Below are 14,619 nucleotides of genomic sequence, written 5' to 3'. Positions count from 1 at the left end.
CAGCATGAACGCAACACCTGCCCCCCGGATTTCCAAGCGCTGCTCCGTTGCGATACGCACCGCCGCCTTCGCGGCCTGCGGGCTGACCCTGGCCCTGGACTGGGGCCGGCCCGCACAGGCCCAGGCCTACGGTCCTCGTCAGTTCTGGCTGGCTCCTGCGGGCACGAACGTGTTCACGGTTTCGGGGATGTACAGCAGCTCCAACACCGTCGTCGACACCAGCATCATCTTTCCCAATCTCAGCGTCGACACCTATGTCGTGGTGCCGAGCTATGCCCGCTTCATCGGGATCGGCCATCGGCTCTCCCAGGTGTCGGTGGCGGTTCCCTACGCCTGGGCCAATGTCAGCCTTTCCACCGCCAATCGCGGGGTGACGCCCAGCAAGCAGGGCCTGGCCGACAGCTACGCCCACTTCACCGTGGGCCTTGTGAACACCCCGGCCCTGGCACCGGCGGAGTTCGGGGCCTACATGCAAAAGCAGAATCCGCCTGTGGTGGTCTATGGCCTGGTGGCTGTGATGCCCCCCACCGGCGACTATCAGAATGATCGACTGGTCAACATCGGCACCAACCGCTGGACCTTCCGGGCCGGCCTTCCCACCACGGTGCGGCTCAGCCCCAACTGGGCACCGGGGAAGACCACCACCTTCGAGATCCTGCCCAGCGTGGATCTCTACACCCCCAACAACGACCCCGCCTTCCCTGAGTTCTCGATCCGGGGGCGGCAGGTGGGCAACAGGCTCGCCAACCAATTCGCCCCCAACCAGACCACCCAGGCCCCCATGGGCACCTTGGAGATGCACCTCACCCACGACCTCAACAAGCAACTGTGGGTGTCGCTGGATTCCTACTCCAGGCTGGGCGGTCAAACCTTCAGCGACGGCCAGGCCGGCGACAATCAACAGGCCTGGACGGCCCTGGGCGCCACCATCGGCGGCAGCCCCTGGTCAAAGGCCAGGCTCTCCCTCACCGGTGGTGCCGTGCTGGCCGGCAACGACAACAGTCCCGATGGCTGGCAACTGCGGCTGCAGTTTCAGCAGTCCTTCTGAACGCCGGGGGGAGCCACACCCTCGTCAGAGCAGGGCATGGCCAATCTTGAGCAACAGCTGGCGCAGCGGGATCTGGGTGCTGATGCCGATCAGCGCCGGGATCAGCAGGGGCACCAGGATCTTGAGCAGTGCCGGCAGACTGACAGGGGTAGGACGGGTAGCCCGGACAGCGTCGTAGATCGCGGCCGTGTCGGCAATCGGGCCCAGCTCAGGGGCCTCCAGGATGTCTGCGTCCGCCAGCCGCTCTCCCAGGATCCAGCGCTGTCGCACCAGGCGGCCATGGACACCCACCAGGGCGCCATAGTCCCGCAGGGCCTGGCGCCTGAACGCGATCAGCCGGGGGGCAAAGGCCAGCAGCGGTGCCACCATCACCAGGGTGGTGCCGGCGATGAAGGCCAGGAAGGGCAGGTGCAACCCCCGCAATGTCTGGCCGTGGTGGTGCAGTTCATGGGTCCAGCTCGCCATGATCACCGCTGACATCGCCAGGGCCCAGAGCGAGAACGCTTCGGGCAGCACCTCCAGAAATCCCAGCCCGCAGGCTCGGTCGGGATGGGTGGGCACCAGAGAGAGATCCAGACGGGCGATGCGCCAGCAGAGCAGGCCCACCAGCAGCAGGCGCCAGCCCCAGCCCAGCAGCAGGGCGATGTAGATCGGCCGAGCCACATAGAGGAACCAGGCCCCGCCGAAGCCAAGCCGTCCCCCGCCCTCCGCGGCCCAGTTGAGGCCATCGAGGCTGGTGGGTGAGGTCAGGGTGATGGCCGCCACCACCCCGAGCACCAGCACCCAGGGCAGGGAAAGGTCCCGCAGGCGAGCCATGCTCTTGAGGATCGAACGGAACCGATCCAGCTGGCCGTCCACCACCAATCCACTGCAGGCGAACTGGAACACCGTGCGCTCCACCACCCGGCGAGCCACCCCCTCCCCCAGGATCAGCAGGGGAATCGCCACCAGGCAGGTGACGGAGATGCCGTAGTGCGCCAGCAGGGGTTCTGGCACTGAGATTCCAAGCAATCGGTTGTGGAACCAGGCCCAGATCACGATCGGCAGCCAGGTGAACAGCGCCACCCCGATCGCCCGCTTCACCAGCCCCTGGCTCTGCCGCGGATTCAGACCGAGGCTGCGAAGCCAGCGATAGGGGGCATCCTCCACCACGGGAGAAAAGCTGAGCTCGATGGGGGTGATTCGATCGATACGGGCGCCCTCCTGTGCGTTCGGATGGGTCACAAGGACAGCCTGCTCAAGAAGCCACCCCCTGCAGACCCTTCTGCCAGCGCAGGAAGGGAATCGAAAGCAGCACGGTGACCAGCAGGTAGGCCAGCACGGCCAGCTTCAGGCCGGGCATCCCGGCGCCGTGGGTGGTGGCGAACAGCAACGCCAGGCCCGGGTTGCGCATCGAGGTGACCAGGGCCACGGTGATGCGCTCGCGAGGCTCCGGGCCAGCCGTGAGGGAGCCGATGGCCAGGGCCGCGGCCACCATCACCGCCATGAAGCCCAGGGCCAGCCAGTTGGAGGCCACGAACGGCACCAGCAAGGGGCCGGCCTTGATCAGAACGAGCACGATCAGCAGCAGAAGCAGGCCGTTGGCGAGCTTGTCGAGCGGCCCCTCCAGCCACGCCACCCAATTGGGCTTCCAGCGACGCAGCAGCAGGCCGGCCAGCAGCGGCAGCACCTGGGCCTTGCCCACCTGCAGGGCCACGTCCCGGGGGGCGATGTCCCAGCCGTCGATGCCGAACGAGGCCCGGAACAGATCAGCGAGCAGGGGTATCGAAACGATCGCGGCCACGGCCGCGCAGGCCTGCAGCAGCGCCGCCAGCTGGCGGTCGCCCCCCGTCTTGCCGACTTTTCGCAGGGTGAGCGGGGCGCTCGGGCAGGCCGCCATCAAGGCAATGCCGAAGCGGGCCGCTGGAGAGAGGGCGAAGCTCAGGGGCAGCTTCATCAGCACCAGCGCCACCAGAGGCACCAGCACACAGGAGCCGATCAGCACGCGGATCACCAGGGCGGGCCTGTGGCGCAACTGCGCGATCGCATCCAGCTGCAACCCCAGGCCGAGGGCGAACATGATCGTGAACAGGGTGAGGCCGACGAGTGCGGCAGAGGCCTGGGCCATGGCGATCAGGGAAAGGGAAGGGAGGAGCTACGAAGGCCCGGAGCGCCAACCCTGCGTAGGGCAACGTCGCAACGGCGACGGCACCGATCATCCTGTGGCTCACCGCCCTGGCGATCGAGCACTGCTCGATGGTCACGAAGGTGTCGCTGTTGGGCGGCGCGGATCCACGGTTTCACCCATGCCCCCTCTCCCCGGCCTCGCTAGCGTTGAAGCAGCCACAGACACTCCATCGATGGCCGTTCTCAACCGCTGCGCGATCGCGGTGGCGCCCCGGCAGCCGATGGTGGACTGGACCCGGCCGTTCTGGACCCGTGAGGACATGGAAGGGCTGGGGGAGGACCACAGCCTCTACCTGATCCCCACCTACGACAGCGAGCTGGAAGCCCAGGACCGGCTGCTGGACAGCTACGGCCAGATCTTCGCCGCCGAGCTCGACCTCTGGTGCCGCGACCGCAGCCGCTGGCCCCATCCCCGCAGCCTCGAACTCTTCGAGGCCTGGTTCTCCGTCCGCTTCTTCCCCCTCGTCGAAGACCTGGACACGGCACCGCTGCACACCTACGTCATCGATGACGACCTCCAGGACGTCCTGCGCGAGGCCATGGGCTGAGCGATGTTCTTCCGCATCCACCATCGCCTCAGCTACACCTACGACCGGCCCGTCTTCCTCGAGCCGATGGCCCTGCGGCTCACCCCCCGCCAGGACGGCAGCCAGAGGATCCTCGAGCACCACCTGCGGCTGGAGGAGCCTCCGGCGGGGCTGAGCCGGGTGCTGGAGCCCGATGGCACCGACGCGATGGTGGCCTGGTTCCAGCAGGAGCGGGACCAGCTCACGATCACGGTGGACATGCTGGTGGAAACCCTGCGCAGCAACCCCTACGACTGGATCGTCACCCACCGGGAGGCCCAGCACCTGCCAGTGAGCTACCCGGAGGCGGAGGCCCGCTCCCTGGCGGGCTGTCTGCAGGATCGGGCCGATCCGGAGGTGCGGGCCTGGGCCCAGGCCATCGCCGACCGGGTCGACGGATCGGCCACCGCCTTCCTCAGCGCCCTCGCCGATGAGATCCACCACGGCTTTCACCATGTGGGGCGGCTGGAGGGGGAGCCCACGGATGCTGCCGAGACCCTCCGCACGCTCACCGGGGCCTGCCGGGACACCGCCATGCTTTATGTGGTGGCCTGCCGCAGCCAGGGACTGGCGGCGCGGTTCGTGAGCGGCTACTCGATGCACCATCCCCCCGAGGTGAGCGAACACGAGCTGCACGCCTGGGCGGAGGTGTATCTGCCCGGAGGCGGCTGGCGGGGATTCGACCCCAGCCTGGGCCTAGCGGTGGCCGATGGCCACCTGGTCCTGGCCGCCGCGCCCGACCACCATCTGGCGGCGCCGGTCAGCGGCCGCTACCGCGGCACCGGCGTGGGCTCCAGCCTGACCTACCTGATCCGTCTGCAGGCCGCCGACGAGATCGAGGGATTAGAGGCGCCGCCTCAGCCGATGATCCCGAGCTGAAGCCAGCAGCCGGCGGGCGCCAGCTTCTCCACCACCACAGGGGTCTGGTGAGCGAGCACCAGACTGCGGGCATACCGCTCCGCCTCGTCGCGGTGGTCGAAGGTCGGACCGGTCACCTCGTTGGGCACGGTGGTCTCGTTCTGGTCGGCGGGTCGGACCCGGTACCGGCCGCGAGGGCTGGGATCACTCATGGGCCCAATCTGCTCCCCGGCCACGCCAACAGGCCGCAGCAGCAGAGTGTCTTTCGATCCGTGCCGGACTCCCCACACGCGGCGGCACCGGCGGGACGAAAACGAACCGACCAAAAAAAACGCCCCTGGAGAGCCAGGGGCGGTTGATCAGGAAACCGGTACCCGCCAGGGCCCGGAAATCCGGCAATGACTCAGTAGCGGCTGCGGCCACCGCCGCCGCCGTACCCACCGCCACCGCCGCCGTAGCCGCCGCCGCCGCCACCGGAGCGACCGCCGCCACCGCCACCGCCGGTGCGGGGTTCGGCCTTGTTCACACGGATGCTGCGGCCCATCCACTCGACGTCCTGAAGATCATCGATGGCCTTGGTCTCGTCGGCGTCGTTGGTCATCTCGACGAACGCGAAACCGCGCTTGCGACCCGTGTCGCGATCGAGGGGAAGGGTGCACTGGCGCAGTTCGCCGTACTGGGCAAAAAGGTTCTTCACGTCTTCCACTTCGGCGTCGAAGGAAAGATTTCCGATGTAAATGGTCATGAACCTGAAAAAAACTATGAACCGATCCTTCGACAGCCCTTTTAGAAAGTGATGAGCTCGCTGGAGAGAAATCTTGGAATCTTCCCTACCCTACAGCCCCCGCGGGCCGGGACCTCAGGCGTAGCGGGTCGGGAAGACCGCCCGGGCGGCGTCTGCGGAGGCCAACAGCAGGCGTGCGAGGCTATCCCAGCGGAGCCGTGCAGCAGATCTGCTGCGTCCCCCTCACATCCGCGACATCGCCGTGATCTTGTTGAGCTTGTCCCGCTCGAGTCCCTCAAGTTCCTCGACCTGGAGCAGACCATCCTTCACCAGGCTGGCGAAGACGAACAGCAGGCCGGGGAGGCGGAAATCGAAACGCCCTTCGATTTCATGGCGCTGGATGCTGAGAAAGTCATGCAGTTTCCAGCATTCCTCCACAGAGTCCATGCGGCTCGCATGGGCCTGAACGGCCCGGATGATGCCAATCGCGGCTCTGGAGTGGGCCTTGTCGAAGGCGCGGCGTGCCACCTGCTGCTCCTGATCCGTCCACTCCAATACCGCACTCACCATGGGTCTCAACAGCTGAATTTGGACGTTAACGCCCAGGCCTGAGCGGACGCGAGTCATCGGCGGGGCCGTAACCATGGCCGTGCTGGTGGGGAACGTGGCCCCGCAACTGCGGCAGCCGGAACCAGGGCACCCCCGGGTGGGCATGGTGCTCCCGGTGGTACCCGAAGTGGTAACAAGCCAGCAGGGAGAGAAGGTGGGGGTACCCCAGACTTCTGACCGCATGGCGGCCGGCGGGGCTGGATCCGTCGCCGCGATGGGGAAGGTAGGTGCCGAACAGAAACAGCTGGAACGAGCTGAGAACCAGCGGCAGCACCCAGAAGGTGGGGACGGCCAGCGCCTGCCGGGGCTCCAGCAGCATCAGGCCTCCCGCCACGGCCAGCCAGCTGGCCAGAAGCAGGACCAGCTGGCCCAGGGAGAGGTAGTTCCCCATGAACCGGGCGTACCAGCGCAGGGCCCCGTCACCAATGGCCCGACGGAAGTCCGGATCCAGGCGGCTGCCCGGGAAGCGGTGATGGCGCAGGTGGTGGCGGCGGCAGCGGGCGTAGGGAAGGCCCGCGTAGAGGAGCAGGGCCAGCCGACCCAGGCCGTCGTTGAGCCGCTGACGACCCGGCACAAGGGTGCGGTGCATCGCATCGTGGCCGAGGATGAACAGGCCCGTCTGCAGGAGCGTGCGCAGGGCGATCACCAGCCCGAGTGCCGCCGGTGTCCAGCCGGCAGGCTCAGCCAGCAGGGCCAGCACCAGGGTGGCCAGCCAGGCCCCGAAGATTCCCGCTCCCAGCAGGAGTCCCATACCTCCCCAAGCCAGTGTGACCGGGGAGGCCGAGGCCTCCCCGGTCAAGGGACCCGCAGACGCGGGGAGGGTGAACGGGCTTCTCAGCGGGCGAACTTGAGCAGTTCGGCGGGGGAGGCCAGCAGATCGATCGCCACGAAGTAGATCTTGTTGTCGGGATCGAGCAGGAAACGCCAGGCCACGTTCATGCCGACACCGGCTCCGAACCAGGGGGTCTGCACCTTTCCGGTCACCTTGATCTGGGTGAAACCTCCATCGGAGGGCTCGCTCACGCCGGTTTCGGGCAGCAGCTTGAGGTTCTGGCAGTCCTCGCGGAAGAAGCGCAGGATGGCGTCGGTGCCGACGATGGGCCGCTGGAAGGGAGGCTGCAGGGCGCCGTCGGGCAGGAACAGCTGGATCAGCTGGTCGAAGTCGTTGGCATTGAGCAGATCCATGTAGGAAAGGATCGTGGCGTTGTCGACGCCGGCGATCGAGACCCTGGTGCGCTGCTCAGGGGCCGTCGGCAGCACGATCGGCTCGGCGATGCGCTCGCTGCCATCGACCTTGCTGGGGTCGAAGCCCATGTCGACGACGAAGTTGCGCAGCACGGTGATCTGCTGCCCCGCATCGATGCCCTTCAGCGAGGACAGCACCGAAGCGGCGTTGGCGGAGAGCTGGTAGCCCTCGGGGATGGGGGCGACGATGCCCTCCTCCATCCACTCACCCAGGCGATACCAGAAGCCGAGCTTGATGTTGACCGACCAGATCGCGTAGGTGCGGCAGATGTCGGTGTCGGAGCGGTTGGCCAGATCCACCATCACCTGGCTCTGGTCGGCGAAGGTCATCGCCTTGATCCGGTTGAGCACCGGCTCGGCGAACTGCATGCGGGCCGCACCGGGGGCGGCGATGGTGATGGTCTTGCCCATCTCGAGGTAAGCGAACCAGATCAGGGCCAGCTGGTCCTCGGCGCTCAGGAGGCTGAAGCGGGCGGTGAGGGCCGGCACCACGTCGGCCGAAAGGGTATCCGGAAAGATCTGGGTCGCTTTTTCGAGCGTGAACATGACAGGCACCTCCGGAAGGTCAAGAAATCTTTACAAATCCTAATGCATGGCGGTGGCGGCGACGGCGTTGCGACCACCTGAAACCAAGGAAAGCACGATTTCGTGTCCGTCAGCACAGCAAGTTGGACTCAGATCCATCTCACCGTGCTGCGGATCACGACCTCCCGGCGATCCCTGCCGGCGGGAGACACTCAGGGCGTTCCGGTGCTGAGCATGGCCGCCGCGGTCCACAGGACCAGGCCGGTGATGGCGAAGCCACCGGCGGTGACCAGCCCCTGCCAGATCTGGCGAGCCAGGGGCGAGGGCTGCTCCCCGAGCCAGGCGGGCCGGGGGGTGCCGGGGGACCAGGGGTTGGCACCGCGGGGCGCCCGGCTGGCGATGACATCGCGCCAGCGGCCGTCGTAGCGGGGCGCCTGCTGGTTGAAGGGGCGCTCGCCCTGGGCCCGGCCTGGCAGCACCCGCGAGCGCTGGAAGGGCACGGTGTCGTAACCGAACGCCTCGAGGTACTCGGGCGAGTCCAGCAGGGTGTCCACCAGCGCCACGAGCCCGTGCTGCGCAATCAGGATCGAATAGCGGATCCGTTCCTGTTCGCCATACACCGGGCGCCCAAGAACCCGGCCGACCAGTTGTTCAACCAGGCGGTAGTTGCTGTTGCAATCATAGAAACCCTCACGGAATCGCCTGGAAAGCAGCAACCCACGGATGAAATCCCTCATGGTGATCTGTCCGCTGCGCAGCTGGGATTCCAGCACCGCTTCCCGATCCACCTTGAAGGCGTGGAAGAAGATCTGGCGGTAGGCCTGCTCGATCTGGACGTCGAGGCTGAGGCGGTCTCCGGAGGGCTTGCGGGTCTCCAGGGTGGCAACGGCCTGGCGGGGGGATTCCTCACTGGCGATCGCGAAACTCGGCACCCTGGCGTTGAGGCTCGAGGGTCGGGCGGCGAGCAGAGGCAGGGCCATGGAGGGTTTCAAGGTGAATGACCCGGAAAGATAACCGTCAAGAAAACTGACCTTGGGCAACCGGCCGGATCCCTCACACAGCTTTACTTTTCGGTCCCGCCACGGGTGGCGCCGGCAGGGGTGCGGGGCGCTCGATGGCCTCGCAGTCCAACCTCAGGACCCGTTCGAGGGTCTGGTTACGGTAGTTTCTGAGGCAGTACTTGCAGCCGCCGGTGGTCTGGAGATGACGCTCCGGCGTGATCACGATCTCCCGGACAGGATGCTCCAGGCAGCGGATCTTGACCGGGCTGCGGTAGCTCTTGTAGCTGATCTGCGAATAATCGTAGCGGCCGCCGAATCGGGACAGGGCTCGCTCCAGAAATGTGGCTTCATCGATCCGTAGGCCCATGGGTCAATCCGCGTGAGTCAGGGAGAAAAAACCAGGTCGCGTGCGTCAGGTTGCGGCCCCAGCCAACGGCTTTCTGGGACAGTTGTCTGGGGCTGTTGTCAGGAACCGTTCGACGGGTTCGACGGCGCCTGAACTGAGGGGGATTCTGCCGCCGAAGCACGGCAGGCTGGCCCAGCGCATGAATTCTCCACACTTCGCCGCGGTCAGGGGCAGGGAGCCCCGGGGGTGGCCAGCTCCTCGGTGATGACGCGGAAGCCGGTGAGCTGGTGGTCGCCGAAGGAGCGCAGGAAAGGCACATCCGCCGCATCCCGCCCCCGGGCGATCAGCACCCGGCCGATGCGGGGGCGATTGTGACGGGGGTCGAAGACGTGCCAGCGATCCTCGAGGAATGCCTCGAACCAGGCCGAGTAGTCGATCGGCTCGGGCAGGGGTGTGGTGCCCGTGTAGCCCAGGTAGCCGGTGCAGTAGCGGGCAGGGATGTTGAGGCAACGGCAGAGGCTGATGGCCAGATGGGCGAAATCGCGGCAGACGCCGCGCCCCTCGCGCAGGGCGTCGTGGGCGGTCTTGTCGCTGCGGGCGGCGCCGTAGTCGAAGCGGAGCTGCTCGTGCACCCAGTCGCAGATGGCCTGGACCCGCGACCAGCCCGGCCGGACGCCGCCGAAGCGCCCCCAGGCGACCTGGGCCAGGCGATCGGTGTCGCAGTAGCGGCTGGGGTTGAGGAAGGGGTAGGTGACGATCGGCAACGCCCCCACCGGGCACTCGCCCACCTCCGGCGCCACCGGATCGGGAAGGCCCGGGTCGGCCACCACCACCTCGAAGCCCAGGGTCGTGCTGCCGCTGGAGGCAACGAAGCGGCAGGCACGGTTGCCATCCGCATCGGTGAGCACCTCGGCGATCCGGTCGGGGCTCAGTCGCAGCCGCTCGGGACCGCGGCGGTCCTCCAGGCGGCTGCCGTGGGGATGGACCAGGGCCAGCACCGGCGTCGGCGCCCAGCAGGAAAGGGTCAGTTCGCAACCGAGCCGGATCAGCATGGCGAAGGCATGGCGAACGGCGGGACCCCGATGGTCGATTGTGGCCCCCCGGCAGGGTTTCCGTGGCGGGAGTCTTGAACGTGAATCCGTGACCCGGCCCGGTGGCGTGGCCGCAGCAACGAAAACCCGCTGCTGCCCTGCTGCGGTCGGGCAGCGGTTCCGCTGCGACTGGGTGGCGCTGGCCGGCTGTGACGATTCCTGCTAGTACAGATGTACCGCTTTCCGTGGCCATGACCTCCGCCCCAGGCCCCGCCCCAGGCCCTGCTCCACGCCCTTCTCGAGAGCCCGACGCCTGGCCCTATCTGGGGCCGGAGCAGCTGCTCCCCAGCCGCAGCCGGCATGTCTGCCTCACCTGCCAGTGGTTCCGTCACCACGCCGACGCCGACGGCATCCCCCTGCTGAGCTGCCAGTGGCATCAGGCCCTGATCTGCCACGGGGACCATCTCACCCAGCGCTGCCAGAGCTGGCTCGAGCCGCTGCAGCGCAGCGCCGGCTGGTGCCCGGAGGCCGCCTGAGGTGCGGCTCCGGACGCGGTGGGGCCCTCGATAGGGTGGGCCTGCCCGCCCCCATCCGCATGGCCCCCGACCGCATGGCCATCGTCCGCGCGCAGGGCCTCGGCAAGACGTACCGGGTGGCCGACAAGCAACCCGGACTGGCCGGCACCCTGCGTCACTTCGTGAACCGCCGCGAGCGCCTGATCGCGGCCGTTCAGGACGTCAGCTTCGCCATCGAGCCCGGCGAGTTCGTCGGCTTCCTGGGGGCCAACGGCGCCGGCAAGACCACCACCCTCAAGATGCTCACGGGGCTGATCCACCCCACCAGCGGCACGGTGGAGGTGGCCGGCTGCCAGCCCCAGCGCCGCGAGGCGGACTTCCTGGGTCAGATCACCCTGGTGATGGGCCAGAAGCAGCAGCTGATCTGGGATCTGCCGCCCCTGGATTCCCTGCGGGTCAATGCGGCCGTCTATGGCATCCCCCCGGCGGAAAGCCGCCGCCGCATCGCCGAGCTGGCGGAGATGCTCGAGCTGGGGGACGAACTGCGCCGGCCGGTGCGCAAGCTCTCCCTCGGCCAGCGGATGAAGGCGGAGCTGCTGGCGGCCCTGCTGCACCGCCCGGCGGTGCTGTTCCTGGATGAACCCACCCTGGGGCTGGATGTGAACGCCCAGGCCCGGGTGCGCACCTTTCTGGCCGACTACAACCGCCGCTTCGGGGCCACGGTGCTGCTCACCAGCCACTACATGGCCGACATCACCGCCCTCTGCCCGCGGGTGCTGCTGATCCACGAGGGCCGCCTCTTCTACGACGGCAGCCTCGAGACGCTCACCCAGCGCCTGGCGCCCTGCCGGGAGGTGCGCCTGGAGCTGCACGCTCCCCTGGGGGCCGGGGCCTTCGCCAGCTACGGCGAGGTGGAGGCGATCGAGGGCCGGGAGGTGCGGCTGCTGATCCCGCGGGAGCGGCTCACCGAACAGGTGGGACGGCTACTGGCCGACCTGGCCGTGGTCGATCTATCGGTGTCCGACCCGCCGATCGAGGACATCATCGGCCGACTGTTCCATCAGGGTGCCCTGGCATGACACGCCCCCTGCCCCAGCGGCTGGGGCACGCCCGCCGCATCGCCGCCGTACTGCTCTCCAGCCAGTACGCCTACATGCTCGAGTACCGGGCCGAGATCGTCCTCTGGGCACTCTCGGGGGTGCTGCCCTTCATCATGCTGGGCCTGTGGAGCGCCGTCGATGCCGGCGGCGGGCTGGGGATGAGCTCCCTGCAGCTGGCCCGCTACTTCCTGTCGGCGTTCGTGGTGCGTCAGTTCACGATCGTCTGGGTGATGTACACCTTCGAGGAGGACAACCTCAACGGGCGCCTGTCGCCTTACCTGCTTCAGCCGCTGCCGCTGGTGTGGCGCTATGTGGCCGCCCACCTCTCGGAGCAGGCCACCCGGCTCCCCTTCGTGGCGATGCTGGTGGGGCTGTTCTTCCTTCTCTATCCCGCCGCCTTCTGGTGGCCTTCGCTGCCCTCACTGCTGCTGGCGGTGCTGGCCACCCTGGCCGCCTTCGCCCTGCGCTTCCTGATGCAGTTCACCCTGACGATGGTGTGCTTCTGGAGCGAGAAGGCCAGCGCCCTGGAGCGCCTCCTCTATCTGCCCTACCTCTATCTCTCCGGTCTGGTGGCCCCCCTGGCCCTCTATCCCGAGTCGGTGCGGGCCTTCGCCTTCTGGACCCCCTTCCCCTACATGGTCGATGTGCCCGCCAGGATCCTGGCCGGCGAGACCGTGCCGGTGCTCCAGAGCTTCGCGGCCATGGCCGCCTGGGCCGCCCTGCTGCTGCCGATCAACCTGCTGCTGTGGCGGCGCGGCCTGCGCCACTATTCGGCCATGGGGGCGTGATGGGCCGCTATCTCACCACCCTGCGGGTGTTCTGGATCGCCTCGTTGACGGCCGAGCTGGAGTACCAGGCGAACTTCCTGATCGAGCTGGTGGCCACGGCCGGCAATCTGGTGGGCAGCATCTTCGTGCTGTCCCTGTTCTATGGACGGGGCCAGTCCCTGGGGGGCTGGAGCTGGGAAGGGGCCCTGGTGGTGCTGGGGGTGTACACCCTGCTGGAGGGGATCACCAGCACCCTGCTGCAGCCCAACCTCAGCACGATCGTGGCCCACGTGCGCACCGGCAGCCTCGATTTCGTCCTGCTCAAGCCGATCGACAGCCAGTTCTGGCTCTCGGCCCGCACCTTCTCCCCCTGGGGCCTGCCCGGCATCGCCCTGGGGGCCGGCCTGATCGGCTACGCCGCCTGGAAGGCCGGCGCCACCCCGGCGCCCCTCACCCTGCTGGGGGCGGCCCTGATGCTGGTGGCCAGCCTGATGATCCTGTACAGCCTCTGGTTCGTGCTGGCGGCCAGCAGCATCTGGTTCGTGAAGATCTGGAACGCCACCGAGGTGCTGCGCAGCGTGCTGGTGGCGGGCCGCTTTCCGGTGAGTGCCTTTCCGGCCGGCCTGCGGGCCTTCTTCACCTTCATCGTGCCGGTGGCCTTCCTCACCACGGTGCCGGCCGAGGCGATCCTGGGTCGGGCCTCCGGCCCCTGGCTGCTGGCCGGCGGCGCGGTGGCCATCGCCGCGGTGGTGGTGAGCCGCTGGTTCTGGCGGTTCGCCCTGCGCTTCTACACCTCCGCCTCCAGCTGAATGGAGCCCCTCGTCCCCCTGCCCCTGGCGGCGCTGCCGGAGCTGCCCCCGCTGGCCCTGGCGGTGGTGGGCCATGTGGAGGTGGTGAGCTTCGTCGGCGTTCACCATCTGCCGGCGGCCGGCGAGATCCTCCACGCCGACGACTTCTGTGAGCTCCCCGCCGGTGGCGGCGCCGTGGTGGCCGTGCAGATGGCCCGTCTGACGGGACAGCGGATTCCGTTCTTCACCGCCCTGGGCGACGACGCCCTCGGCCGCCGGGCCGCCGTTGAGCTTGAGGAGCTGGGGCTGGAGCTGCACATCGCCTGGCGGGAGGCCCCGACGCGGCGGGGAATCACCTTCATCGACGCCGGCGGCGAGCGCACGATCACGGTGATCGGCGAGCGGCTGATGCCCACCGCCGCCGATGGGCTGCCGTGGCAGAGGCTGGCTGGGGCCGATGGCGTCTTCGTCACGGCCACCGATGCGGCTGGCCTGCGGCTGGCGCGGCGGGCCCGGGTGCTGGCCGCCACGCCTCGGGTGCGCCTGCCGACCCTGAACGCGGCAGGGGTGAGCCTCGACGCCCTGATCGGCAGCGCCACCGACCCCGGCGAGGCCTACCAGTCAGGGGATCTCGATCCAGCGCCCCGGCTGCGCATCGGCACCGAGGCCGAAAGGGGCGGGGTGCTGAACCCCGGCGGCCGCTATGCCGCCGTGCCGCGCCGAGGGCCCGCGCTGGATGCCTACGGCGCCGGCGACAGTTTCGCCGCCGGTGTCACCACGGCTCTGGCTGCCGGCTGGAACCTCCAGGACGCCATCAGCCTCGGGGCCCATTGCGGCGCCGCCTGCCTCGATGGCCGCGGACCCTACGCCAGCCAGCTGCAGCTCAGGCCGCGCTGACCAGGAGCAGCAGCCGGTTTGCCTCCGGATCGGCCAGCCAGGCCTCGGCGCCGAAGGGTTCCTGCCGCGGCGGATCCACCAGTGCCGCCCCCAGGGGCAGGACGGTCGTGAGCCAGTCGTTGAGCACCTGCAGGGGCGGGTTCTGCCCCGCCGGGCGGGAGAAGCAGAGGGCCAGCCGGCCCTCGCCGCGGGGACGGGGACGCCGGCGGGACGGGGCGTAGATCTCCAGCCGCCCCTCGCCTGGCCCCAGCAAACGCCAGTGGCTGGGGCTGACCCCGCGCAGCGGGTCCGTCCCCAGCAGGGCGCCGTAGAAGACGGCCAGACGCTCGGGGTCGTCGGCGGCCAGCACCAGAAAGGGGGGTGAAAGGGCAGGGGGCATGGCGGAAAGCGCCGCCTCGGGCGCCGCGATTCGCCACCATGGCAGCAGATCGGA

The 14,619-nt window shown here is 68.4% G+C and carries 19 protein-coding genes; 8 read left to right on the top strand and 11 right to left on the bottom strand.

All coding sequences use genetic code 11. The annotated features are described in order from the left end of the window. Window positions 1-4 precede the first annotated feature (4 nt). Window positions 5-1,048 (top strand): transporter, encoded by a 1,044-nt coding sequence (locus VB739_RS01175; protein WP_323355315.1) that lies wholly within the window; start codon window positions 5-7, stop codon window positions 1,046-1,048. A 24-nt stretch (window positions 1,049-1,072) separates the two neighbouring features. On the opposite strand, the gene VB739_RS01170 is transcribed toward VB739_RS01175, so the two are convergent. Next, entirely contained in the window at window positions 1,073-2,272 is a 1,200-nt protein-coding gene (locus VB739_RS01170; RefSeq protein ID WP_323355314.1) for a hypothetical protein, read from the bottom strand. Window positions 2,273-2,285: 13 nt separating this feature from the next. Next, window positions 2,286-3,155: a bile acid:sodium symporter gene (locus tag VB739_RS01165; RefSeq protein ID WP_323355313.1), complete on the bottom strand. Its 870-nt coding sequence runs from the start codon at window positions 3,153-3,155 to the stop codon at window positions 2,286-2,288. Between the two features lie 232 nt (window positions 3,156-3,387). On the opposite strand from VB739_RS01165, the gene VB739_RS01160 reads away from it, so the two are divergent. Then, complete coding sequence (locus tag VB739_RS01160; RefSeq protein WP_094586972.1) at window positions 3,388-3,762, top strand: hypothetical protein; 375 nt, start codon at window positions 3,388-3,390, stop codon at window positions 3,760-3,762. 3 nt (window positions 3,763-3,765) lie between these two features. After that, window positions 3,766-4,659, top strand: a complete 894-nt coding sequence (locus tag VB739_RS01155) for a transglutaminase family protein (protein WP_094586974.1) — start codon at window positions 3,766-3,768, stop codon at window positions 4,657-4,659. Here the strand turns inward: VB739_RS01155 and VB739_RS01150 are convergent. The 8 genes from VB739_RS01150 to VB739_RS01115 all read right to left on the bottom strand — a co-directional run bounded on the left by VB739_RS01150 (window position 4,638) and on the right by VB739_RS01115 (window position 10,140). Next, a complete protein-coding gene (locus tag VB739_RS01150; RefSeq protein WP_323355312.1) occupies window positions 4,638-4,850 on the bottom strand; it encodes a hypothetical protein in 213 nt (70 codons plus the stop codon). The two genes, VB739_RS01155 and VB739_RS01150, sit on opposite strands and share 22 nt — an antisense overlap. 191 nt (window positions 4,851-5,041) lie before the next feature. Continuing rightward, window positions 5,042-5,383 (bottom strand): RNA recognition motif domain-containing protein, encoded by a 342-nt coding sequence (locus tag VB739_RS01145; protein WP_094586978.1) that lies wholly within the window; start codon window positions 5,381-5,383, stop codon window positions 5,042-5,044. A gap of 222 nt (window positions 5,384-5,605) precedes the next feature. Next, window positions 5,606-5,932, bottom strand: a complete 327-nt coding sequence (locus VB739_RS01140) for a hypothetical protein (protein WP_015108481.1) — start codon at window positions 5,930-5,932, stop codon at window positions 5,606-5,608. 25 nt (window positions 5,933-5,957) lie between these two features. Further along, the gene (locus VB739_RS01135) at window positions 5,958-6,722 is read right to left on the bottom strand and encodes a fatty acid desaturase (RefSeq protein WP_323355311.1); all 765 of its coding nucleotides are present in this window, start codon (window positions 6,720-6,722) and stop codon (window positions 5,958-5,960) included. Between the two features lie 83 nt (window positions 6,723-6,805). After that, a complete protein-coding gene (locus tag VB739_RS01130) occupies window positions 6,806-7,762 on the bottom strand; it encodes an orange carotenoid-binding protein (RefSeq protein ID WP_094586980.1) in 957 nt (318 codons plus the stop codon). A gap of 191 nt (window positions 7,763-7,953) precedes the next feature. After that, a complete protein-coding gene (locus VB739_RS01125; RefSeq protein WP_323355310.1) occupies window positions 7,954-8,721 on the bottom strand; it encodes a phycobilisome rod-core linker polypeptide in 768 nt (255 codons plus the stop codon). 73 nt (window positions 8,722-8,794) lie between these two features. Beyond that, entirely contained in the window at window positions 8,795-9,109 is a 315-nt protein-coding gene (locus VB739_RS01120) for a hypothetical protein (protein WP_323355309.1), read from the bottom strand. A 203-nt stretch (window positions 9,110-9,312) separates the two neighbouring features. Beyond that, the gene (locus VB739_RS01115; RefSeq protein ID WP_323355308.1) at window positions 9,313-10,140 is read right to left on the bottom strand and encodes a transglutaminase family protein; all 828 of its coding nucleotides are present in this window, start codon (window positions 10,138-10,140) and stop codon (window positions 9,313-9,315) included. A 230-nt stretch (window positions 10,141-10,370) separates the two neighbouring features. Between VB739_RS01115 and VB739_RS01110 the strand changes: the two genes are divergently transcribed. From VB739_RS01110 to VB739_RS01090, 5 genes are read left to right on the top strand one after another with little or no spacing between them, the layout of a single operon-like run. Further along, the gene (locus VB739_RS01110; RefSeq protein WP_323355307.1) at window positions 10,371-10,655 is read left to right on the top strand and encodes a galactose oxidase; all 285 of its coding nucleotides are present in this window, start codon (window positions 10,371-10,373) and stop codon (window positions 10,653-10,655) included. A gap of 59 nt (window positions 10,656-10,714) precedes the next feature. Further along, entirely contained in the window at window positions 10,715-11,713 is a 999-nt protein-coding gene (locus VB739_RS01105) for an ABC transporter ATP-binding protein (RefSeq protein WP_416233283.1), read from the top strand. Then, a complete protein-coding gene (locus tag VB739_RS01100; RefSeq protein WP_323355306.1) occupies window positions 11,710-12,522 on the top strand; it encodes an ABC transporter permease in 813 nt (270 codons plus the stop codon). Before VB739_RS01105 ends, VB739_RS01100 begins: the two co-directional genes overlap by 4 nt. After that, complete coding sequence (locus VB739_RS01095) at window positions 12,522-13,310, top strand: ABC transporter permease (protein ID WP_323355305.1); 789 nt, start codon at window positions 12,522-12,524, stop codon at window positions 13,308-13,310. The genes VB739_RS01100 and VB739_RS01095 overlap by 1 nt, the downstream gene beginning before the upstream one ends. Further along, window positions 13,311-14,186, top strand: a complete 876-nt coding sequence (locus tag VB739_RS01090; protein WP_323355304.1) for a PfkB family carbohydrate kinase — start codon at window positions 13,311-13,313, stop codon at window positions 14,184-14,186. It begins immediately after the preceding gene. Here the strand turns inward: VB739_RS01090 and VB739_RS01085 are convergent. Further along, window positions 14,173-14,565: a VOC family protein gene (locus tag VB739_RS01085; protein ID WP_323355303.1), complete on the bottom strand. Its 393-nt coding sequence runs from the start codon at window positions 14,563-14,565 to the stop codon at window positions 14,173-14,175. The genes VB739_RS01090 and VB739_RS01085 overlap by 14 nt on opposite strands. Window positions 14,566-14,619 lie beyond the last annotated feature (54 nt).

Source organism: Cyanobium gracile UHCC 0281, from assembly GCF_034931305.1.
Taxonomy (GTDB): Bacteria; Cyanobacteriota; Cyanobacteriia; order PCC-6307; family Cyanobiaceae; genus Cyanobium; species Cyanobium gracile_A.
The sequence above is the reverse complement of the archived record's forward strand: the minus strand, read 5'-3'. Positions and strand labels throughout refer to the sequence as shown.